Annotated in this window: 22 protein-coding genes and 1 tRNA gene; 12 read left to right on the top strand and 11 right to left on the bottom strand. The window is 70.7% G+C overall.

Going from position 1 to position 25,942, the window contains the following annotated elements; all coding sequences use genetic code 11:
* Positions 1-38: 38 nt before the first annotated feature.
* The 5 genes from ligM (V6N00_RS02470) to V6N00_RS02450 form a co-directional block, all read right to left on the bottom strand.
* Positions 39-1,451 (bottom strand): vanillate/3-O-methylgallate O-demethylase, encoded by a 1,413-nt coding sequence (ligM, locus tag V6N00_RS02470; protein ID WP_334230464.1) that lies wholly within the window; start codon positions 1,449-1,451, stop codon positions 39-41.
* Positions 1,452-1,491: 40 nt separating this feature from the next.
* Entirely contained in the window at positions 1,492-2,364 is an 873-nt protein-coding gene (purU, locus tag V6N00_RS02465; protein ID WP_076694553.1) for a formyltetrahydrofolate deformylase, read from the bottom strand.
* Positions 2,365-2,369: 5 nt separating this feature from the next.
* A complete protein-coding gene (locus V6N00_RS02460; RefSeq protein ID WP_416385009.1) occupies positions 2,370-3,314 on the bottom strand; it encodes a methylenetetrahydrofolate reductase in 945 nt (314 codons plus the stop codon).
* A gap of 126 nt (positions 3,315-3,440) precedes the next feature.
* A complete protein-coding gene (locus V6N00_RS02455) occupies positions 3,441-4,934 on the bottom strand; it encodes an aldehyde dehydrogenase family protein (protein ID WP_334230463.1) in 1,494 nt (497 codons plus the stop codon).
* Positions 4,935-4,993: 59 nt separating this feature from the next.
* The gene (locus V6N00_RS02450) at positions 4,994-6,382 is read right to left on the bottom strand and encodes an aminomethyl transferase family protein (protein ID WP_334230462.1); all 1,389 of its coding nucleotides are present in this window, start codon (positions 6,380-6,382) and stop codon (positions 4,994-4,996) included.
* Between the two features lie 170 nt (positions 6,383-6,552).
* Here V6N00_RS02450 and ligM (V6N00_RS02445) point away from each other — a divergent pair, with 170 nt between their 5' ends.
* The 8 genes from ligM (V6N00_RS02445) (at position 6,553) to V6N00_RS02410 (ending at position 15,547) form a co-directional block, all read left to right on the top strand.
* Positions 6,553-7,956: a vanillate/3-O-methylgallate O-demethylase gene (ligM, locus tag V6N00_RS02445; RefSeq protein ID WP_334230461.1), complete on the top strand. Its 1,404-nt coding sequence runs from the start codon at positions 6,553-6,555 to the stop codon at positions 7,954-7,956.
* 164 nt (positions 7,957-8,120) lie between these two features.
* The gene (locus V6N00_RS02440) at positions 8,121-8,903 is read left to right on the top strand and encodes an ABC transporter ATP-binding protein (RefSeq protein ID WP_334230460.1); all 783 of its coding nucleotides are present in this window, start codon (positions 8,121-8,123) and stop codon (positions 8,901-8,903) included.
* Positions 8,890-9,600: an ABC transporter ATP-binding protein gene (locus tag V6N00_RS02435; protein ID WP_334230459.1), complete on the top strand. Its 711-nt coding sequence runs from the start codon at positions 8,890-8,892 to the stop codon at positions 9,598-9,600. Before V6N00_RS02440 ends, V6N00_RS02435 begins: the two co-directional genes overlap by 14 nt.
* A 5-nt stretch (positions 9,601-9,605) precedes the next feature.
* The gene (locus V6N00_RS02430) at positions 9,606-10,487 is read left to right on the top strand and encodes a branched-chain amino acid ABC transporter permease (protein WP_334230458.1); all 882 of its coding nucleotides are present in this window, start codon (positions 9,606-9,608) and stop codon (positions 10,485-10,487) included.
* Between the two features lie 69 nt (positions 10,488-10,556).
* Positions 10,557-11,600 (top strand): branched-chain amino acid ABC transporter permease, encoded by a 1,044-nt coding sequence (locus tag V6N00_RS02425; RefSeq protein WP_334230748.1) that lies wholly within the window; start codon positions 10,557-10,559, stop codon positions 11,598-11,600.
* Between the two features lie 2 nt (positions 11,601-11,602).
* Positions 11,603-12,868, top strand: coding sequence for an ABC transporter substrate-binding protein (locus tag V6N00_RS02420; protein WP_334230457.1), 1,266 nt, complete (start codon positions 11,603-11,605; stop codon positions 12,866-12,868).
* 171 nt (positions 12,869-13,039) lie between these two features.
* Entirely contained in the window at positions 13,040-14,113 is a 1,074-nt protein-coding gene (locus tag V6N00_RS02415; RefSeq protein ID WP_334230456.1) for a GlxA family transcriptional regulator, read from the top strand.
* A 207-nt stretch (positions 14,114-14,320) separates the two neighbouring features.
* On the top strand, positions 14,321-15,547 hold the full coding sequence (locus tag V6N00_RS02410) for an integrase core domain-containing protein (protein WP_334230455.1): 1,227 nt from the start codon (positions 14,321-14,323) through the stop codon (positions 15,545-15,547).
* A gap of 59 nt (positions 15,548-15,606) precedes the next feature.
* On the opposite strand, the gene V6N00_RS02405 is transcribed toward V6N00_RS02410, so the two are convergent.
* From V6N00_RS02405 to V6N00_RS02395, 3 genes are all read right to left on the bottom strand, one after another.
* Positions 15,607-15,683 (bottom strand) — tRNA-Pro (locus V6N00_RS02405).
* 398 nt (positions 15,684-16,081) lie between these two features.
* Complete coding sequence (locus tag V6N00_RS02400; RefSeq protein WP_334230454.1) at positions 16,082-17,032, bottom strand: metallophosphoesterase; 951 nt, start codon at positions 17,030-17,032, stop codon at positions 16,082-16,084.
* 84 nt (positions 17,033-17,116) lie between these two features.
* Entirely contained in the window at positions 17,117-19,360 is a 2,244-nt protein-coding gene (locus V6N00_RS02395; protein WP_334230453.1) for a transglycosylase domain-containing protein, read from the bottom strand.
* A 35-nt stretch (positions 19,361-19,395) separates the two neighbouring features.
* On the opposite strand from V6N00_RS02395, the gene V6N00_RS02390 reads away from it, so the two are divergent.
* The 3 genes from V6N00_RS02390 to V6N00_RS02380 all read left to right on the top strand — a co-directional run bounded on the left by V6N00_RS02390 (position 19,396) and on the right by V6N00_RS02380 (position 21,047).
* Positions 19,396-19,602, top strand: a complete 207-nt coding sequence (locus tag V6N00_RS02390; RefSeq protein WP_334230452.1) for a DUF4177 domain-containing protein — start codon at positions 19,396-19,398, stop codon at positions 19,600-19,602.
* Between the two features lie 61 nt (positions 19,603-19,663).
* Positions 19,664-20,152: a RidA family protein gene (locus tag V6N00_RS02385; RefSeq protein WP_334230451.1), complete on the top strand. Its 489-nt coding sequence runs from the start codon at positions 19,664-19,666 to the stop codon at positions 20,150-20,152.
* Between the two features lie 4 nt (positions 20,153-20,156).
* Positions 20,157-21,047: an NUDIX hydrolase gene (locus V6N00_RS02380; RefSeq protein WP_334230450.1), complete on the top strand. Its 891-nt coding sequence runs from the start codon at positions 20,157-20,159 to the stop codon at positions 21,045-21,047.
* Positions 21,048-21,136: 89 nt separating this feature from the next.
* On the opposite strand, the gene V6N00_RS02375 is transcribed toward V6N00_RS02380, so the two are convergent.
* On the bottom strand, positions 21,137-21,814 hold the full coding sequence (locus V6N00_RS02375) for a Crp/Fnr family transcriptional regulator (protein ID WP_188666104.1): 678 nt from the start codon (positions 21,812-21,814) through the stop codon (positions 21,137-21,139).
* A gap of 319 nt (positions 21,815-22,133) precedes the next feature.
* Here V6N00_RS02375 and V6N00_RS02370 point away from each other — a divergent pair, with 319 nt between their 5' ends.
* The gene (locus tag V6N00_RS02370; RefSeq protein ID WP_334230449.1) at positions 22,134-23,315 is read left to right on the top strand and encodes a MarP family serine protease; all 1,182 of its coding nucleotides are present in this window, start codon (positions 22,134-22,136) and stop codon (positions 23,313-23,315) included.
* A 12-nt stretch (positions 23,316-23,327) separates the two neighbouring features.
* Here V6N00_RS02370 and aroQ read toward each other — a convergent pair whose 3' ends face one another.
* Both aroQ and acs read right to left on the bottom strand, forming a co-directional pair.
* Positions 23,328-23,783 carry a type II 3-dehydroquinate dehydratase gene (gene aroQ, locus V6N00_RS02365; protein WP_334230448.1) on the bottom strand — a complete coding sequence of 152 codons (456 nt, stop codon included), beginning with the start codon at positions 23,781-23,783 and terminating at the stop codon, positions 23,328-23,330.
* 57 nt (positions 23,784-23,840) lie between these two features.
* The gene (gene acs / locus V6N00_RS02360; RefSeq protein WP_334230447.1) at positions 23,841-25,796 is read right to left on the bottom strand and encodes an acetate--CoA ligase; all 1,956 of its coding nucleotides are present in this window, start codon (positions 25,794-25,796) and stop codon (positions 23,841-23,843) included.
* Positions 25,797-25,942: the final 146 nt, after the last annotated feature.

Here is a 25,942-nt window from a genome sequence, read left to right as displayed (position 1 = left end):
GAGGGGGCCGGATGGCCCCCTCGCGGGTGAGCACCACCCTAGGCGGGCTGGTAGTTCGTCCGCCAACCGCCCTGGTACGACGAGCGGGCGACCGTCGAATACGGCACCGGGCTCACGACGGCCCGGATCGGCAGCTGCTCGTGCGGCTCGACGGCGGCCTTCGAGGTGCCGCCGTTCGGCTCACCCCAGATGACGGAGAGCTCGGTTCCCTCGGGCACGTTCGCGTCGACCGTCGCGAGCGAGAGCGCCCGGCGTTCGTTCGCGCTGTACCCGGTGAACATGGACTGCCCGACGACGGTGCCGTCCGCGTCCACCACGGAGTCGTAGTTCGCCGACCCGTAGTTCGCCAGCGGCAGGTCGAAGAACTTGTAGTGCGGGCCGTCGACGTCGAACAGGGAGCCGAAGAGCTTCGTCATGTCCTCGGCGTTCCAGGCCAGCGTCACCTTCTTGCGCTGGGTCTCCTTGTCGATCTTCTCGAGGGCGTCCCGGCCGATGAAGTCGTGGTCGAACTTGACGAACGAGCCGTACCCGAGCTCCCACGGGGTCCGGTAGTAGTCCTCGATGTTCTCGGACACGAAGGACCCGGCGAGGGTGCCGGTGGCCTCGTAGCTGTCGGCGGGCAGCCACTCGCGGTAACCGCGCTCGGCCTCACCGGTGTAGATGGCCGGCAGCGGGGAGGGGATCCAGCCCGACTCGAGAGTGTTCGACGGGTAGGCGCGCGAGCCCACCGGAACGAGGCCGAACTCGGCACCGGCGGCGACGATCGCGTCCCGGATGCGGTCGTGGTCCTCGTAGGGTCCCCACAGCTCCAGGCCGGGGGCGCCGGCCATGCCGTGACGCAGGGTCCGCACGGTGGTGCCGTCGATCTGCATGGTGGCCATGGTGAAGAACTTCAGCTGCTCGACCGGGCCGCCGTTGAGCTTCTCGATCACCGGCCACGCGTTCGGGCCCTGGATCTGGAAGCGGTAGTAGCGGCGGTTGACCTCGTGGCCGTACGGCCGGGAGGGGGAGCGCCGGTCCACGGTGATGTCCAGGTCCCGGTAGCCGCCGGTCTCGCCGTGGTAGAGCAGCCAGTTGGCGGCGGGGGAGCGGCCCACGTAGACGTACTCGTCGTCGGCCTCGTGGAAGAGGATGCCGTCGCCGATCACGTGCCCCGCGGCGGTGGTGGGCACGTACTGCTTGGCCTTGTTCACGGGGAAGGTCGCCGTGGAGTTGATCGCCGTCGCGGAGATCAGCTTGATGGCGTCCGGGCCCTCGAGGAACAGGTTGTCCATGTGGTGCGACTGGTCGTACAGCACCGCCGTGTCACGCCACGCGGTCTGCTCCTTGATCCAGTTCTGGAAGTCCGCGGGGACCACGGGGTAGATGTACGAGCCGATCTGCGACGTGCGCAGCAGCTCCACGGGGTTCGCGGACGCGTCGAGCACGTCCTGCAGATTCTTCGGTGCCACGGGTTTTCCTCTCGTTGGAAGGGGTCGGAAGGAGAAGAGCTCAGAAGACGATGGTCTGGTTGCCGTGCCGGATCACGCGGTCCTCCGCGTGCCACTGGACGGCGCGGGAGAGGACGGCGCGTTCGACGTAGGCGCCGCGGGCCTGCAGATCGGCCGCGGAGTACGCGTGGGTGGCCCGGGCGACGTCCTGCTCGATGATCGGGCCCTCGTCCAGGTCCTTCGTCACGTAGTGGGCGGTCGCGCCGATGAGCTTGACCCCGCGCTCCTTCGCCTTGCGGTACGGCGCGGCGCCGATGAACGCGGGCAGGAACGAGTGGTGGATGTTGATCAGCGGGACGCCGACGGCGTCGAGGAAGTCCGGCGAGAGGATCTGCATGTAGCGGGCGAGCACGACGAAGTCGACGTTGCCGTCGAGCAGCCGCGCGATCTCCGCCTCCGCCTTGCTCTTGTCCGGCCCGGTCGCGGGCACGTGGAAGAACGGGATGCCGAACGCGCGCACGTCCTCCGCGGTGTTCGTGTGGTTGGAGATGATCATCGGGATCGTCACGGGCAGCTCGCCGCGCCGGTGCCGCCAGAGCAGCTCGAGCAGGCAGTGGTCCGAGGTGGAGACCATGATCGCCATCCGCTTGGGCACGGAGCGGTCCGTGAGCGACCAGGCCAGCCCCAGCGGGTCGAGCGTCTCCGCCAGGTCCGCCTGGATGTCGGGCAGGGCCACGGTCAGCCCGGGCCGGCTGAAGACGACCCGCTGGAAGAAGTCGCCGCCGCTGGGATCGGAGGAGTACTGGTCGAGGGTGACGACGTTGCCCTGGTTGCGGGTGATCAGCGCGGCGACGGCGGCGACGATGCCGGGCCGGTCGGGGCCGTGCACGATCAGGCACGCCTCATCGCGGTTGGCGTCGGTGTGCGGTGCCACGGCGCTCAGCCCCGGTCGGCCGGGTCGCCCGCCGACCGCTGGGCCGAGCCCTGGGTGGACCGCTCGGTCGCGAACCGGGTGGCCCAGTCCGCCGTCGCGCCGAGGCCGCCGAAGGTGTAGAAGTGCAGTCCGACCTCGCCCGGCTTGTCCGGATGATTCAGCCCGGTGCCCGGGGTGCGCTCGGCCAGGGTCGCGGCGAGGTCGTCGACGAAGCGGTCCGGTCCGGCCTCGCCCATCAGGTTGGTCAGGGAGAACCCGTACTTCTTGACGATCATGGCGTTGGCGCCGACGCCGAAGCGGCGGGCGAAGCCGAGCAGCCGCTTGATGCCGGCCGGCCCCGGGGTGCCCACGCGGATCGGGGCGTCGATCCCGGCCTGCCGGACGGTGTCGATCCAGGCGACGACCGGGTCGATGTCGAAGGCGAACTGGGTGATGACGACGGCGTCGAGCCCCTGCTCCTTCAGCGCGGCGGCCTTGTCCCGCACCGCCCCGGAGAGCGTGTCCTTCCCGATGTCCGGGTGGCCCTCCGGGTAGCCTCCGATGCCCACCTCGCGCACGCCGTACCGCTGCAGCACGCCGCTGGTGATCAGGGACAGCGAATCCTCGTACGGGCCCTCGGGGGTCGCGGGGTCACCGCCGACGGTGAACACGTGCTCGGAGGCGCCGACCTCCTGGAGGCGGCCGAGGAACTCCTCGAGCTCGGCCTGGGACTTCAGGCGCCGGGCGGAGAGGTGCGGCACGGGGACGAAGCCGTGCTCGCGCACGGCGGCCGAGGCGGCCACGCGCATCTCGAGGTCCTCGTTGCCGAGGAAGGTGACGTTGATGCGGGTGCCGGCCGGGATGCGGTCCTTCGCCTCCATCAGACTGGGGACGTCCTTGCCGGTCATCTCCAGGGAGAAGCCGTCGATCAACGTCAGCGAGGCGTCGGCGTTCGATGCGGGTCGTGCCACGATCCGGACTCCTTTCGGCCGGGCGCCGCGATGCGCCCGTGTGACGACTGTAACTATGGCGATAGGTAATGTCCAGAGGTATTCGTCGAGCGGATCGACGTCCGGTCCGGCGCGCGGATGCGCGTGTCAGTGCTCCGCGAGGGCGGCCGGGTCGAGGTCCGCGACGGCGCGGGTGTCCTGGAACGCGCGGACGCCGTCGATGCCCTGTTCCCGCCCGAAGCCGGACTGCTTCATGCCGCCGAAGGGCGCCCGCAGGTCCAGCCGGGTGGCGCCGTGGTCGTTGATCCACACGTAGCCGCAGGCCAGGCGGTTGGCGATCGTCCGGGCGTGCTCCGGGTCCGCCGACCACACCGACCCGCCGAGTCCGGCCCAGGTGTCGTTCGCGGCGGCGACCGCGTCGTCGTCGGCGTCGAAGGGCAGCAGCGGGATGACGGGCCCGAACTGCTCCTGGGTGACGACGCGCAGCGACGGGTCGGGGTCGACGACGATCGCCGGCCGCAGGAAGTTGCCGTCGGCCAGCGCAGGGTCGGTGGGCAGCGTCCCGAACTCGCGCACGTCCGCGCCGGCGCTCTTCGCCTCCTCGATCAGCTCGGCAACGAAGGCCTTCTGGGCGGGCGAGTGCAGCGGGCCCATCGTCGTGCCCTCGTCCAGCCCGTACCCGATGACGGCCTTCTCGAGTCGCGCGGCCAGCCCGGCGGCCACCTCCTCGAGGCGCGAGCGGTGCACGTGGACGCGCTTGGCATTCATGCAGATCTGGCCGGTCGTGTCGAAGATCGCCGCATACAGGCGGTCCAGGTGGGTGTCGTCGAGCACGGCGTCGGCCAGGACGACGGCCGCGTCGTTGCCGCCGAGCTCCAGGGTCACGCGGGTCAGCGACGAGGACGCGAGCTCCATGATCTTCTTCCCGCCGCCGACGCTGCCGGTGAAGCAGACCTTGGCGACGTCCGGGCTCGTGATCAGGGCGGACATGTCCGCGTCCCGGCCCGTGACGACGTTGAGGACCCCGGGCGGCAGCTGCTCCGCGACCCGCTGGACCACCCGGGTCGTGGCCAGCGGGGCCGAGGGCGGCGGCTTGACGATGGCGGTGTTGCCGGCGAGCAGGGCGTGCGGAAGGGCGGCGCCCAGGATCGCGATCGGCCAGTTGAACGGCACGATGACGGTCACGACGCCGAGCGGCTGGTGGGCCACCGTCGTGGTGACGGGGATGCCGGGAGCGGGTTCGAGGGTCCGGGTGGCGTCGACCTCGTCGGCCAGGGCCAGCGCCAGGTTCCAGCGCAGCTCGAAGACGAGGGAGTCGACCCAGGACTCCATCCGGATCTTCCCGTTCTCGCGCGAGAGGATCGCGGCGTCCTCGTCGCGGGCCTCGGCGATGCCCGCCAGGGCGGCGCGCATCTGCTCCGCCCGGTCGGCGGCGCTCAGGGCGGCCCACGCGGGGAACGCCTTCTTCGCCGCGGCGATCGCGTCGTCCACGTCGCCGGGGCTCGCCGCGGCGGCGTGCCCGACGGTCTCGCCTGCGCGGCCAGGGTCGGGCACCGTGAGGGTGTCCTCCGTCCGCCTCTCCTCCCCGCCGATGTAGAGGCCGGTGGTGACCTGGTTGTTCGTGGTGGTGGTGTCGCTCATCGGGGGCTCGTTCCTCGCGTGCTGGGTGGACGGGGGTGCCGGGTGTTCTGGTGCTGCCGTCAGGCGTTCGCGCGGTACACGGTCCGGGCGAACTCGTGGAACGGCGCGGGCGCGACGGTCGCGCGGATGTTGACCTGCCGGTGGTCGGCGTCGACGCCGGACTTGCGGGACACGGGGTTCTCGCCCCAGACCACCTCGACCTCGTCGCCGTCGGGGATCTCGACGTCCAGCGTCGCCAGCGACATGTAGAGCTGGTCGTGGGCGACGTAGCCGGCGTCGGTCGAGATGCCGACGCGGGCGCCGTCCTTGACCACCTCGTCCATCTGGAACAGCCCGTAGCGGGCCTTCGGGAAGTCGAGGTACTTGGCGGGCGTGCCCGGCTCGAGCTGCGAGCGGACGACGGCGGCCACGTCCTCGGCGTTCCAGATCAGCGTGACCTTGCGCCGCCGCTGGTTCTCGGCGTGCTTCTCGAGGGCCTCCCGGCCGTGGAAGTCGTGGTCGAAGCGCACGGACCGGCCCAGGCCGATGTCCCACGGCGTCATGTAGAAGTCGTGCACGTCGGTCGAGTAGAGGGACCCGCCGATGGAGCCGGCGCGGGCGGACGGCAGCCACGCGCGGTACTCGGCCAGGTCCTCGTCGAAGATGGCAGGGAACGGCGTGGGAACCCAGCCGGACTCCAGCGGCGACGCGGAGTAGGCCTTCGCCCCAACGCGGCGGATGCCGAACTCCTCACCCGCCGCCATCAGGGCGTCGAGGACCGTCTCGTTGTCCTCCCACGGCCCGTAGAACTCGAAGCCGGGCTGGCCCGCCATGCCGTGCCGCAAAGCGCGCACGGGCCGGCCGGCGATCGTCACCTCGCCGATGTGGAAGAACTTGATCTCCGGCACCGGGCCGCCGAACACCTTCTCCATCACGCGGTCGGCCTGCGGGCCCTGCAGCTCGTAGCGGTAGAACGTCGGCGGCCCCTGCCGCATGTGCGAGTTGGCCTCGAGGCGGTGGGACACGTCCTTGCCCGCGGCGGCGGCCTTCTCCACGTTGAACCGCACCCAGTCGATGAGCAGGTGGTGGCCGATCAACACGAGGCCCTCGGGCTCGTCGGCCCGGTGGTAGAAGAGGATGCCGTCGCCGATCAGGTACCCGTCGGCGTTGACGGCGATCAGCTGCTTGGCCACGCCGGGACGGAACGTGGCGAACGTGTTGGGCGAGATCGAGGCGAGCAGGTCGATCAGGTCGCGGCCGCCGAGGAACAGCTGCGTCATGTGGTGGGACTGGTCCATCAGGGCGACGGTGGTGTTCCACGCGCGCTGTTCGTCGCGCCAGTTGGTGAACTCGGGGGCCACCGGGAAGGTGAAGGCGGGCCAGTCCTGGTTGCGGAGCAGCTCGACCGGGCTCCCGGCCCGATCGATGGCCCGTGCGAGCGATTCATCGGAGAGTGATTCGGACGTCATCGTCGATCCTTCTGCGTGCGGTTGGACGGCAGGAGTGAGAACCGCTGTCAGCGAACCACGACGCTGGTGCCCGGTCAAGGCTTCGTCTACATTATTGTCACCAATTCCGTCGTCAATGCCGTGACGGGACCTCCGCCGCGGCGTACGACCGACCCAGAGGAGACAACGCGATGGCTTCGAGGACCCTCCAGGATGTGCTCGACGCGTCGGGGAACACGGTCGAGCTCCTGCGCAACTCGCAGCTCGGCGCGTACATCTACCCCGTCGTTCCGGCAGAGTTCACCAACTGGCGACGCGAGCAGCGGGCCTGGCGCGAGACCGCCGTGCTCTACGACCAGTCCCACCACATGGTCAACTTCTTCCTCAAGGGCCCCGACGCGCTGCGGCTGCTCTCGGAGACGGGCATCAACAGCTTCGCCGACTTCCCCGTGGACACCGCGAAGCAGTTCGTGCCGGTCGCCTCCAACGGCGGCGTCATCGGCGACGGCATCCTCTTCCACGAGGCGGAGGACGAGTTCGTGTTCGTCGGCCGCGCGCCCGTGGCGAACTGGCTCCAGTTCCACGCCGAGACCGGCGGGTACGACGTCGAGGTGCGCTACGACGACCGCTCCCCGTCCCGGCCCTACGGTGCGGCGGTGCAGCGGGAGTACTACCGGTTCCAGATCCAGGGCCCGAACGCCTGGCAGATCATCGAGAAGCTGGCCGGCGGCCCCGTGGAGAAGGTCAAGTTCTTCCGGATGGGCCACACGACGATCGCCGGCACCCAGGTGCGCACGCTCCGCCACGGCATGGCCGGAGCGCCGGGCCTGGAGATCTGGGGACCGTACGAGGCGCACGGCGCCGTGCGTGATGCGATCCTGACCGCGGGCTCCGAGTTCGGCATCGAGCCGTGCGGGTCCCGGGCGTACTCCTCGAACACCCTCGAGTCCGGTTGGATCCCCTCGCCGCTGCCCGCCGTGTACACCGGCGAGGCCGAGCGCGCCTACCGCGAGTGGCTCCCCGCCGCCAGCTACGAGGCCGGCAACGCCCTGGCCGGTTCCTTCGTCTCGGAGAACATCGAGGACTACTACCTCAACCCGTGGGAGCTGGGCTACGGCTCCTTCGTCAAGTTCGACCACGACTTCATCGGCCGGGACGCCCTCGAGGCCCTCGACCCGGCCGCGCAGCGCAAGAAGGTCACCCTCGCCTGGAACGACGAGGACCTCACGTCGATCTGGGCGTCGTTCCTCGACCGCGACCGCCCCGGCTACCAGTTCTTCGATCTGCCCAACGCCAACTACGGCTCCTCGAACTACGACGCCGTGGTCGACGCGGACGGCACGACCGTCGGCCTGTCCCTCTTCACCGGGGTCACGGCCAACGAGCGCCGCGGCCTGTCCCTGGCGACGCTGGACGCCGACGTGCCGATCGGCACCGAGGTGCGCGTCGTGTGGGGTGAGCCGGACGGCGGATCGGGCAAGGCCACGGTCGAACCGCACGAGCAGATCAGCGTGCGCGCGGTCGTCAGCCCGACGCCGTACTCGGTCACGGCGCGCACCGAGTACCAGGGCGGATGGCGCACCGCCGCCCGCTGATCCACCCCGCTGGAGCTGTCCGCGATCCGCATCGCGGACACGTCCGGCAAAATCGTTGACAATCTCGTTGCCTACTCCGTACGGTCAGGTCACCGGGGGGCGAGAATCGCCATGTCAGTCCCGTGCACGAGTCCACGCAATGGCGCAAGAATGGGGTGCAGGAGATGGCCGCTGGCCTGAGCCTTCACGACGTCAGCCTGCAGTTCGGCGGCGTCAAGGTGCTGTCGGGGGTGAGCTTCGACGTCGAACCAGGATCGATCCTCGGTCTCGTGGGCCCCAACGGGGCGGGCAAGACGTCGCTGTTCAACTGCATCAGCGGCCACTACCGGCCCACCGGCGGCTCGATCACCATCGACGACACCGAGGTGGTGGGCAGCGCGCCGTCGAAGCTCGCGCGGCTCGGGCTGTCCCGGACCTTCCAGCATCCGGCCCTGCGCCTGAACGCGACTGTGCTGGACAACGTCCTGCTCGGCGGCCACACGCGGCTGCCCGGCGGCCCGGTGTCCTGGGCCCTCGGACTGCCCTCGACGGCGCGGGCCGAACGGGACCTGCGGGGCGAGGCGCTCGCGATGCTCGAGGGTGCGGGCCTGGGCTGGGCCGCGCACCTGCCCGCCGACGAGCTCTCCCACGGCCTGCACAAGGGCATCGAACTGTGGAGGGCCCTCCTGTCGCGGCCCTCCCTGCTGCTGCTCGACGAGCCCGCCGCCGGCCTCTCCCACGGGGAGGTCGACCAGCTGATCGCCTCGGTGCGGCAGATCCGGGACGAGCACGACATCACGGTCGTCATCGTCGAGCACCACATGGGGCTGATCTCCGCGCTGACCGACCGCGTCGTCGTCCTGGACCACGGCAGCAAGCTGATGGAGGGCACCGCGGCGCAGGCGCAGGCGGATCCGCGGGTGATCGAGGCCTATCTGGGGAAGGACGCGGCCGATGACGCTGCTTGAGCTCGACGGCGTCACTGCCTCGTACGGCCCGGTGCAGGTGCTGGACGGGATCACCCTGTCCGTGCCCGAGGGCGGGGCGGTCGGCGTGCTCGGCGCGAACGGCGCCGGCAAGACGACGACCCTGCGCGCCATCAGCGGCGCCGTCCGCACGGGCGGGACCATCACCTTCGACGGCCGGAGCATCCGGGGGCTGCGGCCCGAGCAGGTCGCGGCGCTCGGCATCGCCCACGTGCCGGAGGGTCGAGGCACCCTCGCCCAGCTGACCGTGCGGGAGAACCTGGCCGTCGGGGCGTACCGGCGGCGGGACCGCCGGCAGATCGCCGCCGACGTCGACTACTGCCTCGACCTCTTCCCCCAGCTGCAGGAGCGGATCGGCTCACGGGCCGCGGCGCTCTCCGGCGGGGAGCAGCAGATGCTGGCCGTCGGGCGCGCCTTCATGGCCCGGCCCCGCCTGCTCCTGCTCGACGAGGCGTCCCTCGGCCTGGCGCCGGGAACGGCGAAGACCGTGTACGCGGCCATCCGCCGGCTGCGGATCGAGTCGGGCATCGCGATGCTCGTCGTCGAGCAGAACGCCAATCTCGCCTTCACCCTCGTCGACACCGCGACCGTGCTCGAGACGGGCCGGTCCGTGCTGACCGGCACCTCGGCCGAGCTCGCGGGCAAGGACGAGATCCGCCGCGCCTACCTGGGGGGCTGAGCCGCATGGGAACCTTCATCCAGCTCGTGATCGACGGACTGTCGACCGGGTCCATCTACGCGGCCCTCGCCCTGGCTATCGTGCTCGTCAACCAGGCGACCGGCCTGATCAACTTCGCGCAGGGCGGCCTGGCCGTGCTCAGCGCCTACGTCGCGTACGCCTGCGTCAACGCCGGGGTGCCGCTGCTGCTCGCGGTGCTCATCGCGATCGTGCTGTCCTTCGTGCTCGGCGGCCTGCTCGAGCGGTTCCTGATCCGGCGGTTCGAGGGCGGGGACCCGGACACCGCCGTCGTCGTCACCATCGGCCTGCTCACCCTCGTCACCGGTGTCACGGCGCTGATCTGGGGCTACAACAACCTCCAGTTCCCCTCGCTGTTCCCGCTGACGAGCGTCGACGTGCTCGGCGCCGTGGTGAGCGTCCGGTCCCTGGCGACGACGGCCACGATCGTCGTCATCATGGTGATCCTGCAGGTGCTGTTCCAGCGCACCAAGCTCGGGCTCGCCCTGCGCGCAGTGGCCGACAACCCGCGCTCCTCCGCCCTGTCCGGGCTGCCCGTCGGGCGGCTGCTGATGGTCGGCTGGGGCCTGGCCGCCGCGCTCGGCGCCGTCGCCGGCTCGCTGGTCGCCCCGCAGCTGACCCTGACGCCCGGCATGCTCGACGGCGCCCTCGTCTACGCGCTCGCCGCGGTGATCCTCGGGGGCCTCGACAGCCCGCTCGGCGCCGTCGTGGCGGCCTGGGCGATCGGCGTGCTGGAGAACCTCGTGTCCGTGTACGTGCCGTTCATCGGGCACGACCTGAAGATCGCGGTGCCGTTCGTGCTGATCTTCATCATCCTGATCCTCCGCCCCCAGGGCCTGTTCGGCCGGAAAGTCGTGGTGCGCGTCTAGATGAGCACAGTGACCCGTTCGTCCCGGCGATCCTCCCGGGCTCCCGGCGCTCGTCGCCGGCCGTTGGTGGTGGGCTTGACCGTGCTCGCCGTCGTCGTCGTGCTGGTACTCCCGTTCGTCCTGCCGCCGCTGGGCAACCAGACCCTCGTGCGCATCGGCGTCTACGCCGTCGCCATCCTCGGCCTGAACGTCGTGATGGGCTACACGGGCCAGGTGAACCTGGGGCAGATCTTCTTCCTCGGCCTCGGCGCCTACGTCACCGCCTACGGCGTCACGCAGGGGTGGAACATCGTCGTCGTGCTGATCGCCGCCTGCGTCATCCCGGGGGTCGTCGGGCTGCTGGTGGCCCTGGCCGCCGCCCGGCTCGGGGGACTGGCGATCGCCATGGTGACGATCGCCCTGCCCATCGTCGGGGTGCCGCTCGCCAAGCGCCTCGACGAGTTCACGGGCGGCTCGCAGGGCGTCTCGGCGATCTTCTCGAACGCCCCCGACTGGTCCGGCCTGTTCAACGACCAGTGGCAGTACTACATCATCCTCGTCGTCGCGGGCGCCGGTTTCCTGCTGGCCCGGCGGCTCGTGCGAGGCAAGTACGGCCGCGCGTTCAGCGTCGTCAAGAACAACGAGGCCGTCGCCTCCGCGATGGGCATCTCCCCGTACTGGACGAAGGTGCTCGCCTTCACGATCGCCTCGATCTTCGGCGGCGCCAGCGGCTTCCTCTACATCGCCGCCGTGCAGTACACCTCCCCGGAGACCATGAGCTTCGGGCACTCGATCTCGCTGCTGGCGGCCATGGTCATCGGCGGCGCCGGCAGCATCGCCGGGTCGCTGATCGGCGGCGCCTTCTACGTGCTGGTGCCCCAGCTGACCAACGCGATCGACCCCAACCTGACCACGGTGACGCAGGGCGTCCTGCTGCTCGCCGTGCTCTTCCTGCTCCCCGACGGCCTCGTCAGCCTGCCGCGCGCGCTGCGCCGGCTGGCCCGGCGCCGTTCCGGCGGGGCACCGCGGACGGGCGCCCCGCCCGGCCCCTCGACCACCACCACACAGAACGCTCCCGCGCAGGATCCGGCCACGGACGACGCGCCGGAGACCACACCCACCAGAGAGGCATGACCATGACCGTTCGGACAGGCACCCGCGGGACCCCGCGCGCCCGCTGGGTCGGCGCCGTCGCCGTCGCATCGGTGCTGGCGATCTCGCTGACGGGTTGCCGCGGCAGCGCGCAGAGCGGCGGCTCCGCGGCGGCGCCGGGCATCACCGACACCTCCATCACCCTCGGCATCACGACGCCGCTGAGCGGGACGACCGCCGGGCCGGGCACCTGCACCGTCGCCGGTGTCAAGGCCTACTTCGGCGCCAAGAACGCCGAGGGCGGGGTGAAGTTCGGGGACGGCAAGACCCGCAAGGTCGAGATCAAGACCTACGACGACGCCTACGACCCACAGAAGTCGCTCGCCAACTTCCAGCAGATGACCTCCGACGGGGTGTTCGCGGAGACATCCGGTCTCGGCACGCCCACCAACCGGGCGTTCCGCGAGGCCGCCATCAGCCAGAAGGTGCCGCAGGCCCTCGTGATGACCGGTGACCCGCTGTTCAGCAACCGGCAGCAGAGCCCCTGGCAGCTCGGCCTCGTGCCGATCTACCAGAACGAGGGTGCCGCGTTCGGCAAGCTCCTCGCCTCCTCCGGCGGCACGCACAAGGTCGCGATCCTGTCCCAGAACGACGACTACGGCAAGGGCTACGTCGCCGGCTTCAAGGACGCGGTCAAGGGCACGTCGGGCATCTCGATCGTGGGGGAGCAGACCTACGAGGCGACCGACACCTCGGTCGACGCGCAGATCACCCAGCTCGCGTCCTCGAAGGCCGACGTGCTCGTCAACGCGATGTCCGTGACGCCGCTGGCCATCTCGGCGCTGCAGAAGGCGCAGCAGATCGGCTGGAAGCCGAGCTGGTTCCTGCCGTCGAACACCTCGAGCCCGACGGCGATCCTCGAGCCGGGCAAGGCAAGCGCCTACCCCGGCATCTACTCGGTCTCGTTCGCGAAGGCGCCGCAGAGCCCGGCCTTCGCCAAGGATGCCGACGTCGTCAAGTTCCTCTCCGACCTCAAGCAGTACGGCGACTACAAGGAGACCCCGGCGTTCCCGCACTGCATGTGGAGCTACATCGCGGGGGCGACGCTCGAGAAGGCGTTCTCGACCATGACGGAGCCGACGCGTGACAGCTTCATGTCGGCCCTGAAGAACATCAAGGGCTTCCAGGCGCCGCTCATGCTCAAGGGCACCCAGGTCGACACCACGGTGGACGGCCAGCCGGCCATCTCCTCGGTCGTGGTGCAGAAGTTCAACGGGAAGGGCTACGCCACGGCGGCCAAGTTCGGCTGATCGGCCTCACTCTCAACCGGTAGCACCGGCACGGGAGCCCGGACCCGTGAGGGTCCGGGCTCCCGTGCTGTCCGGGCGCCGCGGGCGGGGGGCGGCCTGTTCCATGACGGTGTGTTCCATCCGTCGACGCCGGGGTCGCGCCGATCGGGCCACGAGTGCTAGGAATGGCGCATGTCGCAAGGATCCTGGCACGCGCCTATCCCGTCCGCTCCGGGTACGGACGACGAGCCGCATCGCGTGGCCCTGCTCGTGGATGACGGCTCCAACCCCTTCGAGATGGCGTGCGCCTGCGAGATCTTCGGCGCGTCACGGCGGGCCGAGATCGGCTTCGACCCGTACAGCCTCACCGTGGCGGCACCGACCCGGCGGACGCGCATGCGCGGCGGCCTGTTCGACCTCTCCGCGACCGGCACCCTCGACGACCTCGTCGACGCCGAGACGGTCATCGTCCCGAACCGGCCGGACGTCGCGACGCCCACCCGGCCCGCGGTGCTCGACGCGATCCGTGCGGCACACGAGCGCGGTGCCCGTCTCGTGGGGCTGTGCACGGGGGCCTTCACCCTCGCCGAGGCCGGACTGCTGGACGGGCGTCCCGCCGCGGTTCACTGGCAGCTGGCCGCGGCGTTCCGCGCCCGGTTCCCGCGCGTGCAGACGCAGCCCGACGTCCTCTTCGTCGACGACGAGGACGTCCTGACGTCGGCGGGCAGCGCCGCGGCGCTGGACCTCGGGCTGTACATCGTGCGGAAGGACCACGGCGCGGCGGTCGCCCACCACGTGGGGCGGCGCCTCGTCTACGCCTCGTTCCGGGACGGCGGCCAGCAGCAGTACGCGGAGCACGCCGCGCCCGAGGCCGCCGACCGGTCCTTCGCCGAGACGATCGCCTGGGCCGAGGGCCAGTTGGACACCGCGCTGAGTGTCCAGGACCTCGCCCGGCACGCCGGCGTCAGCGTCGCGACGGTGCACCGGCGCTTCCGGACGGCCTTCGGCACGACGCCGCTCGCGTGGCTCACCCTCCGCCGCGTCGAACTGGCGCGCCGGCTCCTCGAGTACGACGCCGGGTCCGTGGAGATGATCGCAGCGCGCAGCGGCCTGGGCTCGGCGGCCAACCTGCGGTCCCTGCTGCGGCGCCACACGGGCCTGACCCCGAGCGACTACCGGGCGCGCAACCGGGTGGCGTCGTCCCGGCCGGTCGACGCGGTGCTGTCCGAGGGCGAGCTCCCCGAGGACGGCCTCCTGCGGACCTGATGCGGGGCGGGATCGGGCCCGTGACGACCACCCCGGAGACGACGAAGGCCCGGATCCACTGACGGATCCGGGCCTTCTCGACGTCCTGCGACGCCATCTGGTCGGGGTGACAGTGTGTGATCTCAGGACATCGGAATGGGGTGTCTCGCGTCATCGGCATAGCGTGTCTCGGGTCATTGGCATGGGCACGAAGCGGCAGGCTCGGAGGTGTCGAAGCGTCGTCTGGTCATCACCGCTGTCCTTGCCGGATCGTCCCAGTCCGAGGTCGCCCGCCGGTACGGTGTGTCCCAGGGTTGGATCAGCCGGCTCCTCACCCGCTACCGGATCGAGGGTGAAGCGGCCTTCGAGGTCCGCTCACGCCGCCCGACCACGAGCCCGCACGCCACCACCGCCGAGCACGTCGAATTGATCCTGACCCTGCGCAAGCAGCTGGTCGAGTCCGGTCACGACGCCGGGGCCGAGACCATCGCCTGGCACCTTCAGCATCACCACGGCAGCACCGTCTCCCGGGCCACCATCCACCGGATCCTGGCCCGCCACGGCACCATCACCCCGGAGCCGAGGAAGCGACCCCGCTCCTCCTACATCCGCTTCCAAGCAGAGCAGCCGAACGAGACCTGGCAATCCGACTTCACCCACTACCCGCTCACCCACACCCGGGCCTTCCCGACCGGCGTGGAGATCATCACCTGGCTCGATGACCACTCCCGCTACGCCCTACACATCACCGCCCACCCCCGGATCACCGCCGCGATCGTCGCCGCCACGTTCACCGCCACCGCGGCCCAGCACGGGTACCCGGCCTCCACCCTGACCGACAACGGCATGGTCTCTCCCCCGCAAGCGGGAGGTGCCCCCTCCGTCCGCCTCGCCGGTGCCGCGAACCGCGGCGGGCGGAGCATGCTCGAACACGAACTGCGTCGCCACCACGTGGTCCAGAAGAACTCCCGACCCGGGCACCCGACCACCTGCGGGAAGGTCGAACGCTTCCAGCAGACGATGAAGAACTGGCTGCGCGCCCAACCGGACCAACCGGCCACCATCGACCAGCTCCAGGCCCTGCTCGACCGGTTCCGCCACGAATACAACACAACCCGCCCGCACCGTTCCCTGCCCCACCGGGCCACCCCGGCCACCGCCTACACGGGCCGACCCAAGACCGGACCAGGCGGCGTCGACCGCACCACCGACACCCACGACCGGGTCCGCGAGGACGTCATCGGCGCCACCGGCACCGTCACCCTGCGCGTCGCCGGCCAACTCCGCCACATCGGCATCGGCCGAACCCACGCCCGAACCCACGTCATCCTGCTCGTCCAGGACCTCCGTGTCCGCGTCGTCAACGCCGCCACCGGCGAACTCCTCCGCGAGCTGACCATTGACCCCACCCGGGACTACCAACCCACCGGCAGACCACCCGGATCCCGGAAATGACAAAAGCCCGAACCTACGAAACGTAGGTTCGGGCTATGTCGATGTCCTGAGACATCACATGGTCGGGGTGACAGGATTTGAACCTGCGGCCTCGTCGTCCCGAACGACGCGCGCTACCAAGCTGCGCCACACCCCGCGGAGGCCGCCTGACAGGCGGCCGACGCAACTTGTCAAGGATAGCCGACGAACGGCCCGATCCCGAAACCGGCGCCGTCGCGCTGCCGTCCCGACGCCGGGAGATGAACGGTCCGGAGACGGACGTGGGCCCGGCACCGAAGTGCCGGGCCCACGCGGCGCGGGTCGACGTGCGCGGTGCGAATCTGGGGTAAGCACCGATCACGGCCCCGGGCGCCAGCGGCAACCGCTCCGCAGCCAGCCAGGGGGAACGGGTTGGTGTGCTGCAGGACGGCGCCGCTGTTTCAGATCAACGCTGATCCACGTGAAATCTATCCCGAGACCGCCGGTGGCGTCGATGGGTAGAAGTACCCATCGACGTCGGCCGCCGCCGTGATCGGTGCAGCGGCGGGCGCGAGGTCAGCGCTGCGACGCCGTCAGCGTCAGCAGCACCGCCTCCGGCGGGCACGCGAAGCGCACGGGTGCGTAGAAGGAGGTGCCCAGGCCCGCGGAGACCTCGAGGAGGGACTCGCGCCCGGCCACCCGCCAGCGGTGCACGCCGCTGGCCATCGACGTCGGCAGGTCCGAGTTGGTGACGAGGGCGCCCATCCCCGGCACGCACACCTGACCACCGTGGGTGTGGCCGGCAAGGATGAGCCGTACCTGGTCCCGGGTGAACGCGTCAAGCACCCGGCGGTACGGCGCGTGGGTGACGCCGATGCGCACGTGGGCGGACGCGTCCTGGTTGACGGCACCGAGCGGGAAGCCGGTGTAGCGGTCTCGGCCGATGTGCGGGTCGTCGACGCCCGAGAAGTCGATGCGGGTGCCCTTGACCGCCATGGACTGGTTGCGGTTCGCCAGGGAGATCCAGCCGGCGTTGCCGAAGGCGGTGTGCAGCGCGCCGGTCGGCAGGGAAGCGGGCGGCTTCGCGGACCGGCCGGTGGGGCCGGTGAAGTAGGTGAAGGGGTTCTTCAGCACGGGCGCGAAGTAGTCGTTGGAGCCCGGCACGAAGACACCCGGGTAGCGCATGACCGGCGCGAGCGCCTCGAGCAGCGGCTCCAGCGCGTCCCGGTGACCGAGGTTGTCGCCGGTGTTGACGACGAAGTCCGGCTCCAGGTCGCCGAGCGACCGCAGCCACGAGGACTTCAGGCGCTGCCCCGGCACCATGTGGATGTCGGAGATGTGCAGCACCCGCACGTCCGGGGCGTCCGGCGGCAGGATCGGCAGGGTCGCCTCGCGCAGCTGGAAGCGCTGCCGCTCGACGAACACCCCCCACCCGGTCAGCGCGAGGCCACCGGCGACGGCGGCGCCCGCGGTCAGCGCGGCACTGGCCAGCAGGGGGGTGTGCGAGCGGGTGCGAGTGCGGGTCATGGCCATCCTGTGATCGAGGGTCGTTGGGAGGGGCGCGGTGGCATACCGGTCGACGGGCCCGTCAGGAACGGGCCCGTCGTCGGGTCAGCCGGTGAAGCCGTTGCCGGCGGTGGTGCCGGTGTCGTTCGTGGTGCCGGTGTTGTTCGTGGCGTTGTCGGTGGCGGCCGTGCCATCGGGCGTCATGCTGTCGCGCACGACACTCTGCGGCGGGTCACTGAAATCACCCGTGTTGTAGAGCGGGGCGACCTCCTTCATGTACTCCTGCCAGGCGCTGCCGGCGACCGTCGCGCCGTCCACGTAGGGAAAGGTTGTGCCGTCCCCGTAGAACTGGGCGCCGGGGTTGCCGTCGCGCGCATTGGGAGAACGGTTGCCGTCGATGTAACCGACTCGCGACGCCGTCGCCAGGCCCTTGGTGTAGCCGACCATCCAGGTCTGCTCCGAGTTGTCGGTCGTGCCGGTCTTGGCGGCGGCGGGGACGTCGATGCCGCGCTGGTAGCCGGAGCCGCGGATCAGCACCTGCTGGAGGACGCTGTTGACGCCCTGCGCGACCTCGGACTTGATGGTCTGCCGGCAGTTGGCCTGCGGGACCTCGTAGTTCTTGTTGTTCGCGTCCGTCACCGAGGTGATGCCGACCGGGGCGCAGTACTTGCCGTCCGTCGAGAAGGTCGCGAAGGCGCTGGCCATGGTCAGTGGCGAGACGCCCTCGGTGCCGCCGATGAAGCTGGCGATTTGAAGAGAGTTGATCGGATCCCCGGTCGAGGCGTTGTGGATGCCGAGGTTCTGCGCGATCTGGCCCATGTTGCACAGGTCGACCTTCGAAGCCATCGCGTAGGTCGCGGTGTTGATCGACTGGTAGATGCCCTCCGCGGCCCGCATGCTGCGGTACCAGCCCTCCTCGGCGTTCTTGAGGTCGTTCGAGTCCTGCTGTGTGGAGTCGTAGAAGCCGGCGACGCGGTGGTCGGCCGTCTGGCAGGACGCCTTCCACGGGAAGTCACGGGGGTAGCGACGCTTGGAGGCGTCGACGATGTCCTCGGTGTGGTGCCCCTCGTCCAGCCAGGTGGCCAGGGTGACCGGCTTGTACGTCGATCCCGGCTGCCAGCCGTTGCCGCCGCCGTCCTTCTTGTCGACGTTGAAGTTGATCTCGCTGATCCAGTTGTCCTTGCCGGTCAAGCGCGAGTTCTGCGCCATCGCGAGGATCTTGCCGGTGCCCGGTTGGACCGTGACGAGGGAGGAGCCGATCTTCGACGGGTTGGCCCGCGGCGGGGCGATCCGGTCGGCCTGGGCCTGCGCCTTGTCCTGCAGGCGGGGGTCCAGGGTCGTCTTGATGGTCAGGCCGCCGCGCACCAGCAGCGCCTGCCGGTCCTCGCGCGTCTGCCCGAAGGCGGCGTTGTTGTAGATCTGCTGCTCGACGTACGAGCAGAAGTAGGGGGCGCGGCTGGAGGCCGCGCAGCCCTGCTTCGGCTGGTTGACCTTCAGCGCGAGTGGGGCCTTCACGGCCGCGTCGTGCTGGGCCTTGCTGATCTTCTTCTGCGCCAGCATCACGTCGAGCACGAGGTTGCGGCGCTTGGTGGCCTGCTGGGGCTCGGTGACGGGGTTGTAGAGGGTCGGCCCGTTGACGAGACCTGCGAGCATCGCGGACTGCGGCAGGTCCAGGTTCTTCGCCGCCGTGCCCCAGAAGTAACGGGCGGCGGCCTCGACGCCGTACGCGTTCGGGTTGTAGAAGACGATGTTGAGGTAGTTCTCGAGGATCTGGTCCTTCGAGTACTTCTTCTCGACGGCGATCGCGAGCTTGGCCTCGCGCAGCTTGTCGCCGATGCCCTTGGCGCCGTTGAGCGTGATGGACGCGTCCTGGCCGGAGCGGGCGCGGGCCTCGTTGAGCACGTTGTTGACGTACTGCTGGGTGATGCTGGAGGCGCCCTGCGTGCTGCCGCCGGCGATGTTGTTCACCAGCGCCCGCATGGTGCCCTGCACGTCGATGCCGCCGTGCTCGTAGTAGCGGCTGTCCTCGATGGCCAGCAGCGACGTCTTCACGTACGGCGACATCTGGTTCAGCTTCACCGGCTGCCGGTTCTCGACGTAGAAGGAGGCGAGCTGTGAACCGTCCGCGGCGAGGACGCGGGAGGGGACGGAGAGCGGGCCGACCTCGAGCTCGGTGGGCAGCTCGTCGAAGAAGTCCATCGACGCGGTGGCGCCCATCGCCGAGACCGCGGCACCGGGAACGAGGAGCCCGGCGGCGAGGACGCCGCACAGCGCGCTCACCCCCAGGAACGTGAGAAATCGGGCCAGCGTCGTGATGGTCCGAGCCCCAGCGGACTTGCCTGATGCCATGACGGCCAGTGTACAGAGAGCGTTACGCTGACCTCATGACCACCTGGGAGTACGCCACGGTGCCTTTGATGGTGCACGCAACGAAACAGATCCTCGACAACTGGGGCTCGGACGGGTGGGAGCTGGTGGCCGTTCTACCGGGCGCACCCACCGGAGCGCCCACCACCACGCCGGAGGGCAACATGGTGCCGCCGCCGCCCGGCAATCCCGTCGCGTACTTCAAGCGGCCGCGCGAGGACTAGTCTGTCGGCAGACAACGGGCACCGGTCGGTGCCCCGCCGATGTGACGAGTGGAACCCCTCCATGACTGAACTCTCCTCCGCCAAGGCGGCCGGAGCCGTCGAGAAGCGGCTGGCCGACCTCGGCCGTGACCTGCCCGAGGTCGCCGCGCCCGTGGGCGTCTACGCGCCCGCGGTCACCAGTGGTCGCTACGCCTGGACGTCCGGCCAGCTGCCGTTCGTGGACGGGAAGCTGACCGCCACCGGCAAGGTGGGGCAGACCGTCGACCCCGAGACCGCCCAGGAGCTCGCCGCCACCAGCGCGCTGAACGCGCTCGCCGCGGTCAAGAGCGTGATCGGCGACCTGGATCGCGTGGTCCGCGTCGTCAAGGTGGTCGGCTTCGTGGCGTCCGATCCCTCCTTCACCGGTCAGCCGCAGGTGCTCAACGGCGCCTCGGACCTGATCGGTTCCGTGTTCGCAGACGCGGGCGTGCACGCCCGCTCGGCGGTCGGCGTCGCCGTCCTGCCGATGGATTCCCCGGTCGAGGTGGAGTTGGTTGTCGAATTCGACTAGCCGGTTGCTGCCCATGCCCGCCCCCTGGCGAGACGAGGCGGAGCACTGGAACGAGGACGACGCGCTGCCGCCGGCGAAACCCCGCTGGGCGGTGGCCGTGATGATGCTGCGCGACGGGCCCGACGGCGTCGAGGTGTTCCTCGAGTACCAGACCGCCCGGTCCGGGCTCGGGGCCGTGACGTTCGTCGGCGCGCCCCTGCGCGAGGACGACACCGCCCCGCTGCCGTGGACGGGCCCCGTAGCGGCGCGCTGGAGCCAGCTGCTGGACGTCGACGACGCCGAGCTGGCGCAGCGCCTCGTGTGCGGTGCCGCCCGCGTCGCGTTCGAGCGGGCCGGCGTGCTGCTGGCCAGCAGCGACGGCGACCGTGCCGCCGAGGTGACGAGCGGGCCCGACGGGGAGCGGCGTCGCCTCGAGGTGCACGACGGGGAGCGCACGCTCGGTGACGTGCTGCGCCGCCGGGCGCTCGACCTGGACACGAGCCTGCTGCGCCCGCTGAGCCGGTGGATCTCCCCGACGTTCCTGCACAAGCGCCTGTGCACCCAGTACTTCGCGGTCGTGCTCCCGCTCGGCCAGGAGCCCGCTCCGCTCGACGGGGTCACCGGCTGGGGCCGCTGGTGCTCGCCGACGGAGCTGATGGCCGACCCCGCGTCGACCGCGCTGGGCGACGAGATCGGTCAGCCCGACACCGTCGGGCAGCGGGTCGAGGACCTGGTCCTGCCCGCCGTGCTGATCATGCTGCGCAAGCTCGCGAATCTCTCCTGCACCATCTCCTACGTCTCGGAGAAGCGCCCGTCCCGGCAGTTCGAACCGGTGCTCGTCGACGAGGCCGGCACGCCGATGCTGCGGGTCGACGGCCTGCCCGCCCCCGCGCGACCGGTCGTCCACTCCCTGTAGACGCTCCTCCCGGCGCGGCCCGCTCCGCGGTCGCCCGGGAACGACGAAGGGCGCCGGAGATCCGGCGCCCTTCGTCATCGGTCGGCGTGTCAGCGGGAGCGCTGGCGCAGCCGCTGCATGTCCAGGATGACGACGGCGCGGGCCTCGAGCCGCAGCCAGCCGCGCTGGACGAACTCGGCGAGCGCCTTGTTCACGGTCTCGCGGGAGGCGCCGACCAGCTGGGCCAGCTCCTCCTGCGTCAGTTCGTGCGCGACGAGGATGCCGTCGGTCGCGGGGCGGCCGAACCGATCCGCCAGGTCCAGCAGCGCCTTGGCGACACGGCCGGGCACGTCGGAGAAGACCATGTCGGCGAGCGACTCGTCCGTGCGGCGCAACCGCTGGGCGAGGGCGCGCAGCAGCTGGGTGGAGACCTCGGGACGGGTCTCGATCGCCTTGCGCAGGTCGTCGTGCTTGAGGGCGACGAGGCGGGTCTCGGAGACCGCGGTCGCGGTGGCGTTGCGGGCGGCCGGGTCGAACAGGGCCATCTCGCCGAACAGGTCGCCGGGGCCGAGGATCGCCAGCAGGTTCTCGCGGCCGTCCGCTGCGGTGCGGCCGAGCTTGATCTTGCCCGCGAGGATGAAGTACAGCTCGTCGCCCTGGTCGCCCTCACGGAACACGGAGGACCCGCGGGACAGGTTCACCTCGGTCAGGCCCTCGGTGACGGCGGCGAACACGTCGTCCGCGAGCGGGGCGAACAGCGCCGACCGACGCAGTACCTCCAGGTCCATCGACATTGCTGTTCCTCTCCGCCGGGCGCGGCTGATTGTCGTCTCGCGGTCTGACCGGTTGAGACCCGGCTTGCGACGTCGTCTGCGTTCATTGTGGCATGAGCCACAGCCCGAGGCGTGCGCACCGGGCCGGAGGCCACCGTCAGAACACTACCCACGGACGGAGGGCGTTCGCTGACAGGGAACGACGCCGGTCCCACGCGCGACGCGGCACCGGCGAGTTGACGGGTCCGGTCCAGTGGGCTCGCAGCGCCGGCCGCTACGCTCGGTTCACGGTCCGGCCGGCCACCGGCTCGGAACCGCGAAAGGACAAACACCCGTGCCCATCTCCCTGCTCGACGTCGTCCTGGTGCTGATCCTCGTCGGCTACCTGATCCACGGTCTGCGCGTCGGGTTCCTCGTCAGCATCGGCAGCCTCGCCGGCTTCGCCCTGGGTGCGGTCGCCGCGTTCTTCGCCGTCCCCCTGGTCAGTCAGTGGGTCACGGACAGCGCCTGGCGGACGCCGGCGGCCATCGCCGTCATCGTCGTCCTGCTGCTGATCGGCAGCAGCCTCGGCTCCCGCCTCGGCGCGCTGATCCGGCGAGCCGTCGGCCGCCTCGGTCCCATCCGGGCGCTCGACCGGGCCCTCGGCGCCGCGGTCAACGTCGTCGTCTGCGCCCTCGTTCTCAGCCTCGTCTCCTTCGCGGTCTCGACCCTGGGCGTGCCCATGCTCTCCCGCGCGATCGCCGGCTCCGCGGTGCTGCAGACGGTGGACCGGCTGACCCCGCCGCCGCTGGCCGCGTCCATGGCCAAGGTGCGGGCGGGCCTGTTCGCCGACGGCGGCATCCCGCGCATCCTCGCTGAGAACCTGCACAGCACCCCGGTCCCGGTCCCTGACGAGTCCACCGACACCCCGGCGCTGCGGGCGGCCGCCGGCTCGGTCGTGCGGATCACGGGCAACGCCTACCAGTGCGGCCAGAACCAGACCGGCTCCGGCTGGGTGATGTCCGCCGGCCGGGTCGTGACCAACGCCCACGTCGTCGCCGGCGTCGGCCAGCCCGTCGTGGAGGTGCCGGGCCAGAACGCCCTTCCGGCCGACGTCGTGCTGTTCGACCCGGTCAAGGACATCGCCGTGCTCGCGGTCGACGGACTCGGCGCCCCGGCACTGCAGCAGGGCACCCCGCTGACCGGGGGTGACTCGGCGGTGTTCGCCGGGTACCCGCTCGGCGGCCCGTACCAGGCGAAACCGGCCGGGGTGCAGTCCCGGGGCACGGTGCGGATCCCCGACATCTACGGGAGCAGCTCCTCGACCCGCGAGCTCTACCAGCTCTCCGCCGACGTGCAGCAGGGCAACTCGGGCGGCCCGCTGCTGGACACCCGCGGCCGGGTGGTCGGCATGGTGTTCGCCAAGTCGCGGGAGAACGTGCCGGTGGGTTACGCCCTCACGCTCGCGCAGGTGCGGTCCGTGGTGGACGGGGCCGGCACGTCCGAGGTCTCGACGGGAGCCTGCATCCGCGGCTGACGCCGGCTCGGGTCAGCTCACGTCGGCCAGCAGGTGCGCGAGGTGCTCGACGGCGAGCGCGTACCCGTGCACCCCGGCGCCGATGATGACGGCGTCGGCCTGCGCGGAGACGTAGGAGTGGTGCCGGAACGCCTCGCGCCGGTGCACGTTGCTGATGTGCACCTCGACGACGGGCAGCGGCTGGACGGCCTCGAGGGCGTCGGGAAGCGCGATCGAGGTGTGGCTGTAGGCCCCGGGGTTGATGACGATGCCCGCGTGTACCCCGCGCGCGGCGTGGATCGCGTCCAGCAGCTCGCCCTCGTGGTTGGACTGGAGGAACGCCACGTCCATCTCGTGCGCCGCGGCCGCCTCGCGCGCGAGCGCCTCGACGTCGGCCAGCGTGGTGCGGCCATAGGTCTCGGGCTTGCGCGTGCCCAGCAGGTTGAGGTTGGGCCCGTTGAGCACGAGCAGGCTGCGGCGATCACTCATGGCACCAGTGTGCCGCAGCCCGCCCGTGCATCTCTGCGTTGTGCCTGAGCTGCCCGCCTACTTGGCGAAGCCCGCGGCGATCTGGTTCATCACCGTGCTGTCCGCCAGCGTCGTCGCGTCGCCCACCTCGCGGCCCTCGGCCACGTCCTTGAGCAGGCGCCGCATGATCTTGCCCGAGCGGGTCTTCGGCAGTTCGGGGACCACGAGGACCTTCCGCGGCTTGGCGATCGCGCCGATGTCCTTGCCGACGTGCTGCCGCAGCGTCTCGCCCATCGCGTCCGGGTCCTCGTTCGCGGCCGACCCGCGGAGGATGACGAAGGCGATGACCGCCTGGCCCGTGGTCTCGTCCGCGGCGCCGACGACGGCGGCCTCCGCCACCGCGGGGTGGCCGACGAGTGAGGACTCGATCTCGGCGGTCGAGAGCCGGTGCCCGGAGACGTTCATGACGTCGTCCACCCGGCCGAGCAGCCAGACGTCGCCGTCGTCGTCCTTCCTGGCCCCGTCCCCGGCGAAGTACATGCCCTCGAACCGGGACCAGTAGGTGTCCACGAACCGGTCCGGGTCGCCCCAGATGTTCCGCAGCATCGACGGCCACGGCTCGCGGATCACGAGGTAGCCGGCCCCGCCGTCGCCCACCGGGGCGCCCGTCTCGTCGACGACGTCGGCCGTGATGCCGGGCAGCGGCACCTGCGCCGAGCCCGGCTTGGCGGCCGTCACGCCCGGCAGCGGAGAGATCATGATGGCGCCGGTCTCCGTCTGCCACCACGTGTCGACGACGGGGCAGCGGTCCTTGCCGATCACCCGGCGGTACCACATCCACGCCTCCGGGTTGATGGGCTCCCCGACCGAGCCGAGCACGCGCAGCGACGAGAGGTCGTACTCGCCGGGGATGTCCTCGCCCCACTTCATCATGGTGCGGATCGCCGTCGGCGCCGTGTAGAGGATGGTGACTCCGTACTTCTGCACGAGCTCCCACCAGCGGCCCTGGTGCGGGGTGTCGGGCGTGCCCTCGTAGATCACCTGGGTGGCGCCGTTGACCAGGGGGCCGTAGACGACGTAGCTGTGCCCGGTGACCCAGCCGATGTCCGCCGTGCACCAGTAGACGTCCGTCTCCGGCCGCAGGTCGAAGACGTTGCGGTGGGTGAACGCGGCCTGGGTGAGGTAGCCGCCCGTCGTGTGCAGGATGCCCTTCGGCCTGCCCGTGGTGCCGGACGTGTAGAGGATGTACAGCGGCTGTTCGGCCTCGAAGGCCTCGGCGGTGTGCTCGGCGGACGCCGTCTCCACGGTGTCCGACCACCAGGTGTCCCGGCCCTCGGTCCACTCGACGGGCTCGCCGTTGCGCTTGACGACCACGACGTTCTCGACCGTGGACCTCCCGTCCGTCAGCGCCGCGTCGACGGCGGTCTTCAGGGCGCTCGGCTTGCCCCGTCGCCACGTGCCGTCCGCGGTGACGACCAGCTTGGCCTCGGCGTCGTCGATCCGGCTGCGCAGGGCGTCGGCGGAGAAGCCCCCGAAGACGACCGAGTGGGCGGCACCGATGCGGGCGCAGGCGAGCATCGTGATGACCGCCTCGGGGATCATCGGCAGGTAGACGGCCACGCGATCGCCGGCGGCGACGCCGAGGGCGGTGAAGGCGTTGGCGGCCTTCTTCACCTCCTCGGTCAGCTGCGCGTAGGTATAGGTACGGGTGTCGCCGGGCTCGCCCTCGAAGTGGATGGCCACCCGGTCGCCGTTGCCCGCCTCGACGTGCCGGTCCAGTGCGTTGTACGCGGCGTTGAGGCGCCCGTCCCCGAACCAGCGCGCGAACGGCGGATTGGACCAGTCGAGGGTCTCCGTGAAGTCCTTCTCCCAGGTCAGCAGCTCCCGCGCCTGCGCCGCCCAGAACGCGAGCCGGTCCTCGCCGGCCTCGGCGTAGAGGGACTCCTTCGCGACGGCGTCGCGGGCGAAGGCCGGATCGGGAGCGAAGGAGCGGTTCTCGTGGGAGAGGTTGTCCAGGGGAGTCTCCGGTGACATGGCGCACCTTTCTGTGGTCGCGTTCGCGCTCGTCTGGTGTCGTTTCCGTCAGACTACGGGACGCAGCCGTCGCGGTGTGCCGTGGGTCACGGGCCGGGGGTTGCCGCGGGGTCGCACCGCCGTGCGCCGTGCTGCGGGCGGTCGCG

It is taken from the genome of Tersicoccus mangrovi (genome assembly GCF_036881825.1).
GTDB classification, from domain to species: Bacteria; Actinomycetota; Actinomycetes; order Actinomycetales; family Micrococcaceae; genus Tersicoccus; species Tersicoccus mangrovi.
This window is presented reverse-complemented; position numbering and strand designations above follow the sequence as displayed.